Annotated in this window: 15 protein-coding genes; 5 read left to right on the top strand and 10 right to left on the bottom strand. The window is 69.8% G+C overall.

What is annotated here, in order from left to right; all coding sequences use genetic code 11:
* Nucleotides 1-96: 96 nt before the first annotated feature.
* Entirely contained in the window at nucleotides 97-663 is a 567-nt protein-coding gene (locus tag D7V93_RS02180; protein ID WP_120641758.1) for a tetratricopeptide repeat protein, read from the bottom strand.
* Nucleotides 664-859: 196 nt separating this feature from the next.
* Between D7V93_RS02180 and D7V93_RS02185 the strand changes: the two genes are divergently transcribed.
* Nucleotides 860-2,503 carry a Na+/H+ antiporter gene (locus D7V93_RS02185; protein ID WP_120641759.1) on the top strand — a complete coding sequence of 548 codons (1,644 nt, stop codon included), beginning with the start codon at nucleotides 860-862 and terminating at the stop codon, nucleotides 2,501-2,503.
* Between the two features lie 12 nt (nucleotides 2,504-2,515).
* Here the strand turns inward: D7V93_RS02185 and D7V93_RS02190 are convergent, their stop codons facing one another.
* From D7V93_RS02190 to D7V93_RS02210, 5 genes are all read right to left on the bottom strand, one after another.
* Nucleotides 2,516-3,364 carry an ActD protein gene (locus tag D7V93_RS02190; protein ID WP_244237059.1) on the bottom strand — a complete coding sequence of 283 codons (849 nt, stop codon included), beginning with the start codon at nucleotides 3,362-3,364 and terminating at the stop codon, nucleotides 2,516-2,518.
* A gap of 51 nt (nucleotides 3,365-3,415) precedes the next feature.
* On the bottom strand, nucleotides 3,416-4,219 hold the full coding sequence (locus D7V93_RS02195; protein WP_120641770.1) for an NAD-dependent epimerase/dehydratase family protein: 804 nt from the start codon (nucleotides 4,217-4,219) through the stop codon (nucleotides 3,416-3,418).
* A 107-nt stretch (nucleotides 4,220-4,326) separates the two neighbouring features.
* A complete protein-coding gene (locus D7V93_RS02200) occupies nucleotides 4,327-6,009 on the bottom strand; it encodes a sigma-54-dependent transcriptional regulator (protein WP_120641760.1) in 1,683 nt (560 codons plus the stop codon).
* Between the two features lie 46 nt (nucleotides 6,010-6,055).
* The gene (locus D7V93_RS02205) at nucleotides 6,056-7,009 is read right to left on the bottom strand and encodes a GGDEF domain-containing protein (protein WP_208722890.1); all 954 of its coding nucleotides are present in this window, start codon (nucleotides 7,007-7,009) and stop codon (nucleotides 6,056-6,058) included.
* A gap of 120 nt (nucleotides 7,010-7,129) precedes the next feature.
* Nucleotides 7,130-7,408 carry a glutaredoxin family protein gene (locus D7V93_RS02210; protein ID WP_120641762.1) on the bottom strand — a complete coding sequence of 93 codons (279 nt, stop codon included), beginning with the start codon at nucleotides 7,406-7,408 and terminating at the stop codon, nucleotides 7,130-7,132.
* A 21-nt stretch (nucleotides 7,409-7,429) separates the two neighbouring features.
* Here D7V93_RS02210 and D7V93_RS02215 point away from each other — a divergent pair, with 21 nt between their 5' ends.
* Entirely contained in the window at nucleotides 7,430-8,620 is a 1,191-nt protein-coding gene (locus D7V93_RS02215) for a DUF4388 domain-containing protein (RefSeq protein WP_120641763.1), read from the top strand.
* A gap of 30 nt (nucleotides 8,621-8,650) precedes the next feature.
* On the opposite strand, the gene D7V93_RS02220 is transcribed toward D7V93_RS02215, so the two are convergent.
* On the bottom strand, nucleotides 8,651-10,114 hold the full coding sequence (locus D7V93_RS02220; RefSeq protein WP_120641764.1) for a penicillin-binding transpeptidase domain-containing protein: 1,464 nt from the start codon (nucleotides 10,112-10,114) through the stop codon (nucleotides 8,651-8,653).
* A 168-nt stretch (nucleotides 10,115-10,282) separates the two neighbouring features.
* Here D7V93_RS02220 and D7V93_RS02225 point away from each other — a divergent pair, with 168 nt between their 5' ends.
* Both D7V93_RS02225 and D7V93_RS02230 read left to right on the top strand, forming a co-directional pair.
* Complete coding sequence (locus D7V93_RS02225; protein ID WP_120641765.1) at nucleotides 10,283-11,152, top strand: ABC transporter permease; 870 nt, start codon at nucleotides 10,283-10,285, stop codon at nucleotides 11,150-11,152.
* A complete protein-coding gene (locus tag D7V93_RS02230; protein WP_120641766.1) occupies nucleotides 11,149-12,060 on the top strand; it encodes an ABC transporter ATP-binding protein in 912 nt (303 codons plus the stop codon). Before D7V93_RS02225 ends, D7V93_RS02230 begins: the two co-directional genes overlap by 4 nt.
* A gap of 44 nt (nucleotides 12,061-12,104) precedes the next feature.
* On the opposite strand, the gene D7V93_RS02235 is transcribed toward D7V93_RS02230, so the two are convergent.
* A complete protein-coding gene (locus D7V93_RS02235; RefSeq protein WP_120641767.1) occupies nucleotides 12,105-12,335 on the bottom strand; it encodes a sulfurtransferase TusA family protein in 231 nt (76 codons plus the stop codon).
* 234 nt (nucleotides 12,336-12,569) lie between these two features.
* Between D7V93_RS02235 and D7V93_RS02240 the strand changes: the two genes are divergently transcribed.
* The gene (locus tag D7V93_RS02240; protein WP_120641771.1) at nucleotides 12,570-14,522 is read left to right on the top strand and encodes a DsbA family protein; all 1,953 of its coding nucleotides are present in this window, start codon (nucleotides 12,570-12,572) and stop codon (nucleotides 14,520-14,522) included.
* 109 nt (nucleotides 14,523-14,631) lie between these two features.
* Here D7V93_RS02240 and D7V93_RS02245 read toward each other — a convergent pair whose 3' ends face one another.
* On the bottom strand, nucleotides 14,632-15,018 hold the full coding sequence (locus tag D7V93_RS02245) for a RidA family protein (RefSeq protein WP_120615792.1): 387 nt from the start codon (nucleotides 15,016-15,018) through the stop codon (nucleotides 14,632-14,634).
* A gap of 81 nt (nucleotides 15,019-15,099) precedes the next feature.
* On the bottom strand, nucleotides 15,100-17,331 hold the full coding sequence (locus D7V93_RS02250) for a RelA/SpoT family protein (RefSeq protein WP_120641768.1): 2,232 nt from the start codon (nucleotides 17,329-17,331) through the stop codon (nucleotides 15,100-15,102).
* Nucleotides 17,332-17,601 lie beyond the last annotated feature (270 nt).

Raw genomic sequence — 17,601 nt, forward strand, 5'->3', positions numbered from 1 at the left:
CGAAGGGTTCTCCTGAAGAAGGGCGACCGCTCGGCATTCAACACCGTCGATGCGCCCATTCCCTCCGCTTTTATTGGAAAATTATGCGGAACAAGCTCAGGAGGAGGCGGGCCGCAGCCGGGTCGCCAGCAGGGCGTAATGCCCCTGCTGGGTAGGGTCGCCCAGGTGCTCCCACACGTCCGACAGGGCCCTGGCGACCTCGACGTAGGCGGGGGACAGCTCGAGCGCCAGCTCGAAGGTCTGTCGGGCCAGCCGGTAGCGGGCCTTGTCCGGCCGCCGGCCCTGAGTCAGGAGCGCGTTACCCAGGTGGTAGACCTCGATGGCGGCGGCCTCGCGGTAGCCGGGGGTGGGGTTGATCTGGACCGCACGCTCCATCAGGAGGGCGGCAGCCTCGGGCTCCCCCAGCGCCAGCTGGCACAGCGCGGCCTCGCGGTGGGGGTCCGCCGCGGAGGGGTCCAGCTCGATGGCGCGCTGGAAGCCCTTCAGCGCCTCTTCCGTCCGCCCCAGTTGCTTGAGGGCGAACGCCTTCGCGGTGAGCGCGGGGAAGTGACGCGGATCCACGGCGAGGACCTGTTCGAAGGACTGGAGCGCGGCCTCGTGGTCGCCGGCCATGGAACGGTGGACGCCCTCGTTGAACGCCGCGAACAACAACGACCTGGACATCGATCCCCCAGGGGACAGGGTTGCGGGCCGCGCGTCCGCACGCGGCCCGAAAGGCGCAAGCCTGTCACCGGGGGTGTCCGCCCTGCAAAGACGCGTCCCCTCCCCTGCTGATGGCATCCATCGCGTTTGCCCCTGTCCGGACCCCGCCGTCCTGCGCTACGCCGCTGGTTCCAGGGCACCTCCCACCGGGAGCACCATGCACGTCTTCGAGATCGTCATCGCTCTGCTGCTGGGCGGCGCGGGGCTGGCCGCGCTGTCGCGGCGGATTGGCACGCCCTATCCGGCCATGGTGGCGCTCGCGGGGGCCGTGCTGGCGCTCGTGCCGGGGACGCCGGAGCTGGTGCTGGATCCGGAGCTGGCGCTCACGCTCTTCGTCGCGCCGGTGCTGCTGGACGCGGCGTTCGACGCCTCACCGCGAGACCTGCGCGCGAACTGGCGCCCCGTGGCCAGCCTCGCCCTGGGCGCCGTGGTGCTCACGGTCATCGCGGTGGCGGTGGCGGTGCGTTGGATGGTGCCGGCCATGCCGTGGGCCGCGGCCATCGCGCTGGGCGCCATCGTCGCGCCTCCGGACGCGGCGGCGGCCACGGCGGTGCTGACGCAGCTGCGGCCCCCGCACCGGCTGCTCGTCATCCTCGAAGGGGAGAGCCTGTTCAACGACGCGAGCGCGCTGCTCATCTACCGGCTCGCGCTGGGGGCCACGGCCGCGGGCGGCATCGTGGGCTGGGGCGCGGTGCCGATGCTGCTCGTCGTCACGGTGGGCAGCGTGCTGCTCGGGTACGTGCTCGCGCGGTTCACCCTCTTCGCGAACAGGTTCATCGACGACGTGGCCACGGCCGCCATCGTGCAGTTCGGCAGCACGTTCGCCGTGTGGATCCTCGCGGAGCGGCTGCACCTGTCCGGCATCCTCACCACGGTCGTCTACGCGATGACGGCCTCGCGGACCGCGTCCAGCCTCGTCCCCGCGCGGATCCGCATCCCGACGTACGCGGTGTGGGAGGTGGCCGTGTTCGTGTTGAACGTGCTCGCCTTCATCCTGGTGGGCTTCCAGCTCAAGTCCATCGTCGCGCGGTTCGACCGGCCCACCTGGCTGGACTACACCGGGATCGCGGCGGTGGTGACCGTCACCGCGATTGTCGCGCGCATCGCCTGGGTGATGGGCATCACGGCGATCCGCCGGTGGCGGCGAAAGCCTGGGGCCGCGGCGTCCCCGGAAGGCGCCAACGCGGTCTCGCTCTCGCCGCATGCCTCCATGCTGGTGGGGTGGTGCGGGATGCGGGGCATCGTGACGCTCGCGGCGGCCCTCGCGCTGCCGACGGGTGGCGAGGGCGTCGCCCCCTTCCCCTACCGCGACCTCATCCTCTTCACCGCCTTCGCGGTGGTGCTGGGCACGCTCGTGTTGCAGGGCATGACGCTGCGGCCGCTGATGTCGCGCCTGGAGCTGGGCGACGACGACGAGGTCGAACACGAGGTGAGGGTCGCCCGGGTCGCGATGCTGCGCGCGGCGCTGGAGGCGATGGAGACCTCGTCGTCCGGCACGGAGATGGCTACGCTCGTGCGGCGGCGCTACGAGCTTCAACTGCGGCGGGCGAAGCAGGTGTTGGAGGGCCACGCGGGCGAAGGCTCTGGTTCCCGCCCGGATAGCGTGACGGCGCCATGGGGTCCCCCTTCCGCCGACGCGGACCTGGTGCGCACCGCGATGTCCGCCGAACGCCAGCGCCTGCTCGAGCTGCGCGCGAATGGAACCATCGGGGATGCCGCGTTCCAGCAGGTGGAGCAGGAGCTGGACTGGTCGGAGCTCGACCTGCAGCAGCTGCTGCGCGCGGAGGCGTCCGGCCTCTGAGGGCACCCCGACCTACGGTGTCTTGCGAAGCGTGACGGAGGCCTGCCGCAAGGCATCTGGCACCTCCAGTCGTGCGTCCCGGGCGCCGTGCAATGCCAGACGCCGCGCGGCCTCCAGGATGGCGGCGACATCGAGGGGGCGGTCCCCGGTCACGAGGATGAAGCGCTCGAAGCCGGGCGCATCGTCCAGCGCATAGGCCTGGGACAGGGGCACCGCGCCGCCGGGCTGGAGCGCGGTGGAGTCGCCGGGATGCACCGGGAAGTGCAGCGTCACGACCCCGCGTCCATCGAGCGACACCACCACCCCATGCGCCTGATCCGCCGCGAGGTAGCTCAACTGCAACACATCCCCTGCCCGGGCGAAGGCGCCGTCGGAGAGCAGCTCCGCCTCCCCTGTCCCCTGGCGATGGATCCGCAGTCGGGCATCGCCCTTGATGCGCACCGTCTCCCCCAGCACGGACGCAACGGGAGGCGCTGACACGAAGTCCTGGGGAAGCCCACGCGACGCGTCCCACACGAGCACCGCCAGCATCGCCGCCACGGGGGTCCCGAGCGCGAACCACCGGCCCCCATCCGCCCACGCGTGCGATGGCGGAGCCGTCTGGTGCTTCCGGGCCTGTCCCCGGCGGCGGCGCTCGACCTCGGCCGCGACCCGGGTGGGCGGATACGTTTCCAGGATGCGGCGGGTGTCGGCGCGCAGCGCGTCCAGCCACGCCCGGGCGTCGGGGTCCCGAGCCAGCAGCGCCTCCACCTCCGCGCGGTCTTGCGACGACAGCTCCCCCAGGAGGAATCGCTCCAGTCGCCAGCCAGGCAGGCGGGCGTGGGGCGTCAGGTCATCCTCCGGTCGCAAGGTGTCGTCCACGTGGGTCTCCTCGTCGCACGAGCAACCCAACACCGCGCTTTGGGAGGAGTGTCACCCCCGCGCCTCTTCCTCCAGGGCGGCGATGAAGCCGGTCGTGAAGTCCGGGTAGCGCGGCGTCCAGCCCAGCGCCTCCAGCTTCGCGGCGAGGATGGCCCGGTCCCCGCGCAGGGACTCGTGGAGCGACTCCAGTGGAACGCGGGGCGGCATGGGGAGGCCCAGGTGCTGGCTGAGCCAGACCGCCGTCTCCTCCTGCGTCGCGGGCCGCCGGTCGGCCACGCAGTACACCTGGCCCGGAGCGCCCCGTTCGAGCACCACGCGCACGGCGTCCACCAGGTCATCCACGTGGACGCGGGACAGCCTTCCTCCACCCGACTCAGGAATGCGCAGCGTGCCCGCCTTCAACCGGCCCGAGGTGCCGCGCCCCGGACCGTAGATGCCCGCGATGCGCAGCACGCTCGCGCCCAGCGGCAGGAAGCGAGCCTCCGCTTCCAGCCGGGCCCGCGCGGCGACCGAAGTCGGGTCCACGGGCGTCGTCTCATCCACCCGCCCCCGCGCGGCGCCATACACGCCCGTGGATGACAGGTAGACGAGCCGGGCGGGCCGCGCCCGCGACAGCACCTGCGCGAAGTGCGCATCCAGCCCGGCGTCCGGAGGCACGGAGTCGACGACGTGCGCCCCTTCGGTCCGCGACAGCGCGTCCTCGAGCGGCAGCACCCGCACGCCCGCGCCCTCCAGCAGCGCGCGGCGCGAGGCCTCCCGCGTGGTGGCGATCACCTCGCGCCCGGACCGGGCTTCCACGAGGGCCCACCGGGTGAGCGTGTAACCACAGCCAAGCAGGACGAGCGGAGCGATCATGGCCCACGCGATACCGGGCAACCCCCGTCGCGCGCAAGCAAACGGCCCTCCTTCCGTCATCCGGAAGAAGGGCCGTGGTGCTTCGCGATGAGGCAGGAGGCGGGGCGCTAGAACTCAGCGCTCGCGCGCGGATCGATGATGCCGCACTCCTTGATCTTGTAGAGCAGCGCCTTGTAGCTGATGCGCAGCTTGCCGGCGGCGCGGCGCTTGTTCCACGCGGTGCGCTGGAGCATGGCCAGGATGGCCTCGCGCTCGGCGAGCATCGCGGCGTGCTTGCCAATGTCCTTGAGCGACAGCTCCCCGGTCGGAGGCGGCGGAGGCGGCGGCTGCGGCGCGTCGAACGGGTTGGCGTAGCGCTGCGGAGGCGGCGCCACCGCGTTGAACGGGTTGGCGTCCGACACCAGGGCCACCGGCGCGGGCGTCATCGAGGTGCCGCGCGCGGGCATCTCCAGCACCTGCACGCCCGAGTTCGAGGAAGCGCCATGCGACTGCGACGGAGGGGACGCGAAGACGCGCGCGGACTCCTCGTGGTGATGGTGGCGCGACGGCGGAGGGCTGAAGTCATCACCGCCGAAGGACGTGGGCAGCGACGGGGCGCTCGCGGGCGTCCGGCCACCGCCGCGGATTTCATCCAGCACCAGCGTCGGGTCCTTCAGCACGCACAGGCGGCGAACCATGTTCTCCAGCTCGCGCACGTTGCCCGGCCACTCGTAGTCGGTGAAGGCGTGGAGGACCTCGGTGGGCAGCTCGGAGACACCCGACATGAAGCCCTTGCCGTACTTGCGCAGGAAGTGGTCGGTGAGCGGCACCACGTCCTCGCGGCGCTCGCGCAGGGGCGGCAGGCGGATGGCCACGACGTTGAGGCGGTAGTAGAGGTCCTCGCGGAAGTTGCCGAGCGCGATCTCCTTCTCCAGGTCGCGGTTCGTCGCCACCACCACGCGGCTGTCCACGCGGACGCTCTTCTTGCCACCGACGCGGAAGAACTCCTCGTCCTGCAGCACCTGGAGCAGCTTCGCCTGGAGGCGGATGGCCATCTCGCCAATCTCGTCCAGGAAGATGGTGCCCTGGTCCGCCAGCTCGAACTTGCCCGGCTTCTCCGCCGTGGCACCCGTGAAGGCGCCGCGCTCGTGGCCGAACAGCTCGCTCTCCAGCAACTCACCCGGCAGCGCCGCGCAGTTCACCTTGATGAAGGGACGGCCATGGCGCTGGCTGCGCGCATGGATCTCCCGCGCGATCACCTCCTTGCCCGTGCCGGACTCGCCCAGCAGCAGCACCGGCACGTCCGTGTCCGCGATGCGCTCCACCAGCGCGCGGGCCCGGCGCATGGCCGGCGACGTGGAGATGAGCACGCGGGCTTCCGCCGCGGCCTCCGCCTGCGTCAGCACCACGCGGGGCGCGGGCGCGGTGATCTGCCGCTCCGGCACGCGGGTCCCCAGGGCCCGCGCGAGCACGTCCTGCAGCTCGTCGTTGCCAAAGGGCTTCGCCAGATAGTCGGAGGCGCCCATCTTCAGGGCCCGCACCGCGTCGTCCGCGCCGGACAGCGCGCTCAGCACGATGACCGGGGCGTTGCCGCCGTTGCCCCGGTAGCGGCGCAACACCTCCAGGCCGCTCATCTCCGGCATCACCACGTCCAGGAGGACCGCGTCGAAGGAGCCTCCGGAGAGCATCTCCAGGGCCTGCGAGCCACTCGACGCACAGCGCACCTGGTAACCCGAGCTGCCCAACAGCTCGGACAGGAACGTGCGCACCGACTCTTCGTCATCCACCACCAGCACCGCGATCCGATCCATCCCCACGCCTCCGCTCGCCCTGTGCATCAAACCCTCGTGATCAGCATCAAACCGACAACAGCCGGGCCGGACCGGCCGCCCGCCGAATCTCGCGTGTACGCCTCAAGGTCTGCAGTGCCGCGCTCAGCAACTGGGTGGGAGCCCCCACCGTGTCCGGGAAGCTCACCGCTCCCAGCTCCAGCGCCGTGCGCACCACGCGACCCTCCATCTGGAACCTCGCCGCTTCGAACCGGGCCTCCACCCGCGACAGCACCTCGGGCACCGACTCCGCGGGCGTCCCCGGCAGCAGCATGGCGAACTCACTGTCCCCCACCCGCGCCACCGCGTCCGCCTCGCGCACCGTCTGCCCCAGCACCACCGCGCTGTAGACGAGCAGCCGCTCCGCCATCGCCTTGCCGTGCTCCTTGCGCACCGCGTTCCACCCGCTCACCTCCGCCGCCACCACGGAGAAGCTGCCCCCGTAGCGCTCGGTGCGGCGGGCCTCCAGCCCGATGAGGGCCAGCAGGAAGGGCCGGTTGTAGAGCCCCGTCACCGGATCATGGAGCGCCAGCGCCGTGCCGGCCTCCTCACCCGCCGCCGCGCGCTCCACGGCCTGCTTGAGCCTCATCTGCGCATGCAGCTTCATGGACAGCTCCGCGCCGTCCACCGTGCGCGCCACCACGTCCACGCACTGCCCCTTCTCCACGCAGAAGCGCCAGGCGTCCCGGTCGTGCGAATCCACCAGGTACATCATCGGCACCGTGCCCCGGCTCACCTGCCGCAGCCGCCGCGCCGTCTGCACCGCGCCGTAGTCCGGCGGTTGCGCGGCGAGCAGCACCGCGTCCGGGCGGATCACCTCGAAGAGCGGCACCGCCGCGTCGAAGCGCGTCAGCGGCACCACGCGGAAGCCTGCCTCGCCCAGGAGCGCCCGGGTGCGCTCCAGGTCCTCCGCCCGCGGCTCCACCAGCAACACCGTAGGAGGCTGGCCCGACTTTCCTGTCCGCTTCCGCTTCAAGCTCACCGCCGTGCCCTCCTTTCCAGCATTTTCTTCCCCACCGCTCCTCCCGACCGCCCAGATTTACAGCCCCGTTACTTCCGTGCCCTTCGTATCCCCCCGGAATTCTTGAAGAAGGGCACTTTGTTACCCATCCTGGCCCACGGTTTTAGCAATGGGTGTGCCATTCATCACCCCACGCAGGCGGACCTCCAACTCGCCGGGATCCACGCGGTGCTTGAAGACGGGCACGCCCTCGATGAGGACGACCGGGATGTCGTAGCGCCAGGTCTCGAACAACTCAGGGCTCTGGCGGATGTCCGTGATGTAGAGCTCGAAGGGCAGTCGCGCCCGCACTTCCTCCACCACGGCGAGCGCCTTCTCACAGAGGGAGCAACTGGGTTTCGAGTAGATATCAACACGCATGCGTTGCAGGATGGGCGCTCGATGCGCGGCGTGTCTGGTGATTTTTCGACGATGCCCCTCAAGGACCTGGTCGTCCACCTCGGGAATCGCCGGGCCACCGGCACCCTGAACGTGGAGCGGGGAGACGTGCGCAAGCAATTGCTCCTGCGCGACGGGCACGTCATCACCGCCAGCTCCAACCAGCCGCGCGAGTACTTCGGTCAGTTCCTCATCAACATGGGGCACCTGACAGAGGACCAGCTGGACCGGGCGTTCGCCACCCAGGCGGAGACGCACATCCTCCTGGGGAAGATCCTCATCATGACGGGGTCGGTGACGGAGGCCACCGTGCGCACCACGCTCTCCCACAAGTTCCGGGAGATGTTGCTGGACGCCTTCACCTGGGAGGAAGGCGGCTTCGACTTCCGCGCCACGGACGACGCCCCGGAGCTGGAGGGCCTGGACGTCAGCGTGGATCTGCTGGACGTGCACCGCGAGGGCGAGTTCCGCGAGACGGCGTGGCAGGCCATCCGCGCGGTGTTCCCCTCCGGCGGGGTGCGGCTGGAGATCAACGAGCGCAAGCTGACGGGCCTCAAGGCGGGCAGCATGGACGACCGCATCGTCCAGCTCGCGCGCGAGGGGCACAGCATCGACGGCATCGCGCTGGCGCTGCACGCCACCGACTTCTTCCTCTACCAGCGCCTCTACGCGCTCTACCGGCAGGACGCGGTGAAGGTGTCGGACGAGGCCCCCCTGCCCGCGCCGGAGCGCGGTGCGCCCACCGTGGTGGTGGTGGAAGAGGACGACGACGACGAGGCCGGGGGTGTCATCGGCTCCGAGTCCTCGTCGGACGAGGTGCTCCAGGCCGCCCAGCTCTTCCTCGACGCGGGCAACCTGCGCGACGGCGAGGCGCTGGCCCGCCGGGCGCATGAGATTGCCCCGTCCGAGCACACCCAGAAGCTGCTGCGCGACGCGGAGGCCCGGCTGCTGTCGGAGCTGCGCAAGGCGCTGATGGAGCCCTCGAGGGTGCCGGCGCTGCTGGTGTCGGCGCCGCACCTGAAGACGCTGCCCCTGACGTCCCCGGAGCGCTACCTGCTGTCGCGCATCGACGGGAAGCGGGACGTGGCGGCCATCGTGCACGTCTCGCCGCTGCAGGAGCTGGAAGCGCTGAAGTTCTTCCAGGGCTTCGTGGACACGGGGCTCGTGAAGCTCACCTCGCGTCCCCTGTCCTGAGCGTCCTGAGAGCCGCTTCCGCCCGGAGCCTCAGTGCTTGCCGGCGGCGCCGGCCGGGGCCGTCACTTCCACGGGCGCGGGGATGCGCTCCAGGGCCAGGCGCAGGGCCTCGCGGCCCAGGTAGGAGCCGCGGATGCGCCACTTGGGCTCGTTGACGATGAGCGCGGCCACGGCGACGCGCGGGTTGTCCTTGGGCGCGAAGCCCACGAACCACGAGTAGTCGCGGAAGGGCTCGCGGTCCGCGAGCGTGCCCGTCTTGCCCACGGCGTCCTGCACCTGGAAGCCGCGCTCGCGGAAGACGTGGCGCGCGGTGCCGTGGGTGACGGTCTCCTCCAGCATGCGCGTGAGGGCGTGCGCGGTGGTGGGGGTGAGCACGGGCTCCGGCTCCGGCAGCGGCATGAAGGACTCGGGCTCCACCAGCACCGGATCCACCCAGCGGCCCTCGTTGGCGGCCACCGCGGCCAGGAGCGCGCCGTGCAGCGGCGACAGGTACACGTCCCCGAAGCCCGCGCCGGTGTTGGCCAGCGCGAAGCCGTCCTCCGGGATGTACGCCAGCGACACGTCCAGGGGCTGGGCGAAGGGGATCTCACGGTTGAAGCGCATGCGCGCCGCCATCCGCTTGAGGGTGTCTGCGCTCAGGTGCTTGTTCGTCATCTTCGCGAAGATGACGTTGGCGCTCTTGCCCATGGCCAGCGCGAGCGAATAGCAGGCGCCGTCGCGGTCGCTGTCCTCCAGCTGCCGCTCCGACAGGCTGCGCTTGCCGCCGTGGAAGCACGCCTCCGTGTCGGGGGACACGCCGGCCTCCAGGAGCGCGCTGCCGGTGACGATCTTGAAGATGCTCGCGGCGGGGAACACCGCGCGCACGGGCAGCCCGCGCAGCTCCGGCTTCGCCTCGGAATGCTCCGCCATCGCGAGGACGCGGCCCGTGGAGGGCTCCAGCACCACCGCGGCGCCGTAGGGCACCTGGTAGTTCTGCATGATCTTCGTGAGCGACGCCTGGAGGCCCGGGTCGATGGTGAGCACCTGATCCGGCGCGCTCTTGCCGCCCTTCACCACCAGCTTGCCGCCCTCCAGCTTCGCGCGCGCCACCAGGTCCTGCGCGCGGGGCAGGCCCTGCAGCTTGCCGAACGGCGGCGCCTTCTCCCGCGACGGCACCGGCTGCGGCGGCACCATGCCGGGCTCGAACGTGAGGTCTCCCTTCGCCGTGAGCGCCTCCGCCAGCGCGCGAGCATCCACGGGGCGTGCCTCCTCCGGCGGGGGCGCGGGGGCGGCCTCGGCCTCCACCCGCTCCACCAGTGCCCGGGCCCCCACGGGGCCCGCGTCGGTGCCCACCGCCTCCACGGCCGTCGCCAGCGTCTGGGCGTCCGCGTCGGAAAGCGCGGCGGGAGTCGTCACCGACGGAGCAGAGCCCGCGTCGGGGCTCGGCGCCGACGCGCCCAGCAACATCGTGAGAGGGAGCAGCGGCAGGGCGGCGAGGAAGCGGCGAATCGTCATGCTACGGGGCTCTCCTTGGGGGGGCAGGGAGCAAGCCGTCGAATCCTAGTCGCTGAGGGCTCGCTGTCCACGGCCTGCTCCCTCGACTGCTCGCTATGTCGGGGAGAAACCTGGGAAGGGGCCTGGAGGTCCAGTAGGGTCCTGTGCACCTTGGACGGACCTAAAGAGATGGTGGTGATCTGGGCGGCGGAGCTGCGCAGGGCCGTGCGCAGCGGGCGCGCGCTCGTGCTGCTCGGCCTCTACAGCATGTTCTCCGCGCTGGTGCTGCTCGTGGTGGGCTTCGTGACCCGCGAGCTGCAGGGCCAGGTGAACGTCAAGCTGCAGGAGGTCGGCGCCGACGCGGAGGCCACCGCGCGCGCAGCGGACGAGTTGCACCGCGGGGTGCTGGGCTTCCTCACCAGCAACGACACCGCGATGATGGAGGCCCTGGCGCAGGTGCCCATCGTGGTGCTCGTCGTCTTCAAGATCTCCCTCTTCTTCCTGCCGGCCTACATCGCGCTGATGGGCTTCGACCAGGTGAGCGGCGAGGTGGGCCCGCGCTCCATCCGCTACCTCACCGTGCGGGCGCGCCGCTCGTCGGTGCTGATGGGCAAGTTCCTCTCCCAGGCCACGCTGCTGCTGGCGCTGGTGCTGGTCATCGACCTGGCCATCTTCATCTACGCGCGCATCCTCAACCCCGACTTCGGCTTCGGGGTGCTGGTGCTCAACCTGCTGAAGTTCTGGATTGCCACGATCGTCTTCTCGGTCTCGTACGTGGCCCTCACCACCCTGTGCTCCAGCCTCTTCCGCAGCCCGGCCGTGAGCCTCGTCTTCAACTTCATCCTGCTGTTCGTCTTCTGGCTGATGGACTCCGTGGCGCGCGCCTCGAGCGACACCAACCCCTTGCGCTTCCTGCGCTACCTGTCCCCGTCCAACTACTCGGGCAACCTGCTGCACCCGAGGCTCGCCGAGTTCGCCGCGAGCGGAGCGGCCTATGCCGCCTTCGCGGCCATCTTCCTGGTGGGCGCCTACGGCGTCCTGCGCACGAGGGACCTGTGAGCGAGCTGGCCATCGAACTGACCCGCGTCTCCAAGCACTTCGGCCCCAAGGTCGCCGTCAACGCGGTGAGCCTCCAGGTGCGACAGGGCGACGTGTTCGGCCTCATCGGCCCCAACGGCGCCGGCAAGACGACCACCTTCTCCATGATGTGCGGCTACCTCTACCCGACCGAGGGCTCGCTCCAGGTGATGGGCGTGTCGCCCACCACGCCCGGCGCCCTCAAGGGCCGCGTGGGCGCGCTGCCCCAGGACGCGGTGCTGCCGCCGGGCTGGGAGGTGGGCGCGCTGCTCACGTACTGGGCCCGCCTGTCCGCCCTGCCCCAGCCCGAACACGAGGCGCGCGGCGCCCTGGAGAAGGTAGGGCTGATGGAGGCCTGGAAGGTCCAGACGCAGGCGCTCAGCCACGGCATGGCCAAGCGGGCCGCCATGGCCCAGGCGCTCATGGGCCGCCCGCCCCTCGTGCTCCTGGACGAGCCCACCGCGGGGCTCGACCCGCGCATCGCCGCGCAGGTGCGTCAGCTCATCAAGGACATGAAGGGCACGCAGACCGTCGTCGTCTCCAGCCACAACCTCCAGGAGCTGGAGGAGCTGTGCGACGCGGCCGCCATCCTCGACAAGGGCTCGCTCGCGCAGGCCGGCACCATGGCCGAGCTCACCGGTCAGGGCGCCGAGTTCCGCGTCCAGATCGCCCGGGGCGACGTCATCATCCCGGAGATCAACGCCCTGCCCGGCGTCACCGACGCGCGCATGGAAGGCCCGGACGTGCTGCGCGTGCGCTTCGACGGTCAGGCCCAGAAGGCCGAAGAGGTCATCAGCCGCACCGTCGGCCACCTCCTCCAGCACCAGGTGCTGATCCTCGGCGTCAGCCGGGGCCGCCGCCTGGAGGACCGCGTCCTGCAGCTGCTGTAGGCCTCTGGCCTTTCAGGGCTTGTAGGCCTCTGGCCTACGAGCGCTTACCCCGCCTTGCGCACCCAGCCCACGTAGTGGGCGCCCTGGCGCTCCAGGCGCACGAGCACGTTCCCGGTGGCCTCGCACCACGCGGGCAGGTCCGCCTCCAGCCCGCGGTCGGTGGACACCAGCTCCACCAGCGTCCCGGGCGCCAGCCGCCGCATCGCCTTGGCGATCTCCAGGATGGGCACCGGGCACAGCGCCCCGGACGTATCCACTCGCACACCGGCTTCCATGGCCTCGCATCCTGACATGCGCGCCGGACGACCGTGGACACGCCTTGAGAGGGAATTTCGATCCACACCGCGTCGTTGTCCGCCCCTTCGGGGCCTCTGGATGCGGCGGACGCAGGCTGTCGTAGCGGCTTGCGTGTCTGGAAATCCCTCTGTTAAGTACCCCGCCCTTTCCCTACCCAGACACCCGCTTGGGCCCCCGGAGTCGGACCTATGGCGCAGGAGCATTCCCAACCCATGAAGCCCAATGTCATCGTGGCCCTGTTGGTGGGCCTGGTGCTCGGGTTCGTTGGCGGCCGTGCCGCCAGCGGCTCGAAAGCCACCACCCCCGGCAACACCCCCACCGTAGCTCAGGCCGCCAAGCCGGCGCGCCAGGTGGACCCCACCGTCTTCAAGGTGCCCGTCGAAGGCGCCCCGGTGAAGGGCAGCGTCAACGCGCTCGTCACCATCGTGGAGTTCTCCGACTACGAGTGCCCGTTCTGCAGCCGCGCGCACAACACCGTCGTGCAGCTCCAGAAGGACTACGGCAGCAAGCTGCGCGTGGTGATGCGCCAGAACCCGCTGTCCTTCCACCCGCACGCCAAGCCCGCGTCCCTCGCGGCGCTCGCGGCCGGTGAGCAGGGCAAGTACTGGGACATGCACGACCTGCTCTTCGCCAACAACAAGAAGCTGGACGCGGAGAGCCTGGAGTCCTACGCGAAGCAGATCGGCCTGGATGTGGCGAAGTGGAAGGCGGACATGGCGGAGTCGCGCCTGTCCGACACCATCTCCAAGGATCAGACCCTGGCGACGCAGCTGGGCGCCAACGGCACGCCGGCCTTCTTCATCAACGGCCGCTTCCTGTCGGGCGCGCAGCCCATCGAGAACTTCAAGGGCCTCATCGACGAGGAGCTTTCCAAGGCCGAGGGCCTCGTGAAGAGCGGCGTGGCCCCCTCCCAGGTGTACGCGCGCACCATCGAGAAGGGCGTCGAGCGCGCCCCGTCGCGCGCCCCCCAGGGCCAGGAGCCCCAGGCCACCGCGAAGAAGATTGAGATCCCCGCGAACGCCCCGTCCTTCGGCCCGGCGACCGCGAAGGTCACCATCGTGGAGTGGTCCGACTTCGAGTGCCCGTTCTGCAGCCGCGCGGTGCCGACCATCAACCGCATCAAGGAGACCTACGGCAAGGACGTGCGCGTGGTCTTCCGCCAGCAGCCGCTGCCCATGCACTCGCACGCGAAGGACGCCGCGCAGGCCGCGCTGGCCGCGCACGAGCAGGGCAAGTTCTGGGAGATGCACGACAAGCTCTTCGCCAACCAGCGCGCGCTGGATCGCGCCTCCCTGGACAAGTACGCCGAGGAGCTGAAGCTGGACATGAACCGCTTCAAGGCGGCGGTGGATGGCAACAAGTTCAACGCGCAGATGGAGGCCGACATGGCCGCCGGCTCCGCGGTGGGCGCCAACGGCACGCCGGCCTTCTTCATCAACGGCCGCTTCCTGTCGGGCGCGCAGCCCTTCGAGGCCTTCAAGCCCATCATCGACGAGGAGATCGCCAAGGCCGACAAGGCGCTCGCCGCCGGGACGAAGGCGGAGGACCTCTACGCGAAGCTGAACCAGGACAACGTGAACGCCGCGCCTGCCGCTCCCGCGGCCCCCGCCGAGCCGGCCGTGCAGAAGGTGGACGTGGGCAACGCCCCGGTGCGCGGTCCCGCCAAGGCGCCCGTGACCATCGTCGCCTGGTCCGACTTCGAGTGCCCGTTCTGCAGCCGCGCGGTGCCGACCCTCGAGCAGGTGGAGAAGGAGTACAAGGGCAAGGTGAAGGTGGCCTTCAAGCACCAGCCCCTGTCCTTCCACCAGCACGCGAAGCTCGCCGCGCAGGCCTCCATGGCCGCGCACGAGCAGGGCAAGTTCTGGGAGATGCACGACAAGCTCTTCGCCAACCAGCGCGCGTTGGATCGCGCGTCCCTGGAGAAGTACGCGCAGGAGCTGAAGCTGGACATGGCGAAGTTCAAGTCCGCCCTGGACAGCAACAAGTTCGACGCGCAGATCGAAGCGGACATGGCCGCCGGCTCCGCCCTGGGCGCGAACGGCACCCCCACCTTCTTCATCAACGGTCGCACCCTCGTGGGCGCCCAGCCCTTCGATGCCTTCAAGAAGGTCATCGACGAGGAGCTGAAGAAGGCCGGCGTGGTGATGGCGGCGGACGCGAAGTAGTCCGCCCCCGCTCCACCGTCGTCTGAAAGCACCGAGGCCGTCGGCTCCCTCAGCGGGAACCGACGGCCTTCGTGTTTCCAGGGGCCTTGCGTCCCCGACGTCGGGAACCTCAGGAGACGGCGATGGCGTCGATCTCCACCTTGGAGCCGCGCGGCAGCGCGGACACCTGCACGGTGGCGCGGGCCGGCGGGGCCCCGGTGAAGGAGCGGCCGTAGACTTCGTTCACCTTGGCGAAGTCACCCAGGTCGGTGAGGAAGATGGTGCAGCGCACGACGTGGGAGAAGTCCAGGCCGCTCGCGGCGAGCACGGCCTTGAGGTTCTCCATCACGCGCTCGGCCTGCGCGACGACGTCACCGGGGACGATCTCCATCGTCTTGGGATCCAGCGGAATCTGGCCGGACAGGAACGTCAGCTTCCCGGCGTCCACCTGCACCGCCTGGGAGTAAGGGCCAATGGCCTTGGGGGCGTCGTCGGAGTGGATTGCCTTGCGCGCCATGCAGCACACCTCGGGTGAGGCGGCCCTGGGGGCACCAGGGGCCGCGGGTCCGCCGCGCGCTGTAGCACATCCGGCCTGAAGTTAGATTCGCTCGACGGAGTAGACGCCGGTGAGACGCTCGATGGAGCGCATCAGGTCCGTGAGCTGCTTGAGGTCGGAGATGGTGACCTCGAAGGTGTTCACCGCCCGGTCATCGCCGGTGGCCCGGCAGTTCGCCTGGGAGATGTTGACGCTCTTCTTGGAGAACGTGTGGGTGATGTCCGCCAGCAGGCCCGGCCGGTCCGCCGTCAGCACCCGCAGCGTGACGGGCCGCTTGAAGTCCCCCTTCACGTCCCAGGACACGTCCACGCGTCGCTCGGGGTCCGTGGCCAGCGCCTTCTCACACCCCACCGTGTGCACCGTCACGCCCCGGCCCCGGGTGATGAACCCCGCGATGGGGTCCCCGGGAACGGGGTTGCAACAGCGCCCGAAGCGCACCAGCACGTCGTCCACGCCGCCAATCTGGACGCCGCTGCGGCTGTTGCGGCCCACCAGCCGCTTGGCCAGGTCCGTCATGCGCGACAGGCCCGGCAGCATGGACGTGTTGCTGCCCGTCCCGCCGCCGTTGCCGTTGCCTGTCCCGTTGCCGTCCGTGGGGCGCGGGTGCGGCTCCGCCTGCGCCAGCTTGTCCTGCGGCACGATGCGCTGCACCAGCTGCTGTGGCGTCACCTTGCCGTAGCCAATGGCCACCAGCAGGTCTTCCTCGACGCGGAAGCCCAGCTCCTCGGCGACCTTCTTGAGCTCGCCGGACTTCATCTGCTTGTTGAAGTTGAGCTGGAAGCGCTTGAACTCGCGCTCCACCAGTTCGCGGCCCAGCTGCAGGCTCTTGTCCCGCTGCTGCTGCTTGATGAAGCCACGGATGCGCTGCTGTGCGCGGCTCGTCTTGACGAAGGTGAGCCAGTCCTTGGACGGGTGCGCCTGGGGGCTGGTGAGGACCTCCACCGTGTCGCCGTTCTTCAGCTTGTAGCGCAGCGGGACGATCTTCCCGTTCACCTTGGCGCCCACGCACCGGCCGCCCACGTCCGAGTGGATGGCGTACGCGAAGTCCACCGGCGTCGCGCCGCGCGGCAGGCTGCGCACGTCGCCCTTGGGGGTGAAGACGAAGACCTCGTCGGTGAAGAGGTCCACCTTCACCGTCTCCAGGAACTCCTTGGGGTCCTTGAGGTCCTGCTGCCACTCCATGAGCTGGCGCAGCCAGGCGAACTTCTCGTCGTCCTTGGAGATGGGCGCGCGGCCCTCTTTGTAGGCCCAGTGCGCCGCGATGCCCTCTTCGGCGATCTTGTGCATCTCCGCGGTGCGGATCTGCACCTCCACGCGCTCGCTCAACGGACCAATCACCGTGGTGTGCAGGGACTGGTACATGTTGGGCTTGGGGATGGCGATGAAGTCCTTGAAGCGCCCCGGCACCGGCTTCCACATCTGGTGCACCATGCCCAGCGCCTCGTAGCAGGCGGGCACCGCGGGCGCGATGATGCGGAAGGCGATGATGTCGTGGATCTGATCGAAGTCGATGCCCTGCGACTTGATCTTCTTCCAGATGCTGTAGACGTGCTTGAAGCGGCCGCTGACGTCGCCCTTGAGGCCGCGCTCCTGGAGCTTGGCGCGCATCAGGTCGCAGGTGTCCTCGATGTACGCCTCGCGCTCCTTCTTGCGCTTGTTGAGCTGCTCCTCCAGCGCGAAGAACTCCTGCGGCTTCACGTAGCGGAAGGACAGGTCCTCCAGCTCCGTCTTGATCCAGGAGATGCCCAGCCGGTTGGCCAGGGGCGCGTAGATGTCCAGCGTCTCCTGTCCGATGCGGGCCTGCTTCTCCTCGGACATGTGATCCAGCGTCCGCATGTTGTGCGTGCGGTCCGCCAGCTTCACGAGGATGACGCGGATGTCCTGCGCCATCGCGATGATCATCTTGCGGAAGTTCTCCGCCTGCTTCTCCTCCTGGGAGAGCGTCGCGGACGCGGAGAACTTGGACAGCTTCGTCACGCCGTCCACGAGCTGGGCGACCTCCGGCCCGAACAGCTCCGTGAGCTCCTCCGCCGTGGCGAGCGTGTCCTCGATGGTGTCGTGGAGCAGACCGGTGACGATGGACGCCTCGTCCAGCTTGAGCTCCGCGAGGATGCCCGCCACCTCCAGGGGATGAATCAGGTAGGGCTCACCGGACTTCCGGAGCTGCCCCTGGTGGACCTTGGCCGAGTAGACGTACGCCTTCTTGATGATGTCCAGGTCGGGGTCCGGGTGGTACGACGCAACCCGCTGCAAGATGTCGTTCAGGCGAATCATCGAGGCGGTGGCAATCGTAACTGCCCCAAACAGCAGGGGCAACGTTACCCTGGAACATCGCACTTCCTTCACGGGCGTTGGAGCCCGGGGCGCGGGCCTCCAGCCCCGCCGGCTTTCATTGACCCGACGTTTCACGCCCCCCTAGATTGGCGCCCCGCCCATGTCTCAGCTCCTGCTGTCCGCGCTCCCGGTGGTCTGCCCGAACTGTGACGGCTACAACCCGCCACGCTCGGCCACCTGCGTGCTGTGCGGCCAGGCGCTGGCGGAGGC

Source organism: Corallococcus llansteffanensis (assembly GCF_003612055.1).
Classification (GTDB): Bacteria; Myxococcota; Myxococcia; order Myxococcales; family Myxococcaceae; genus Corallococcus; species Corallococcus llansteffanensis.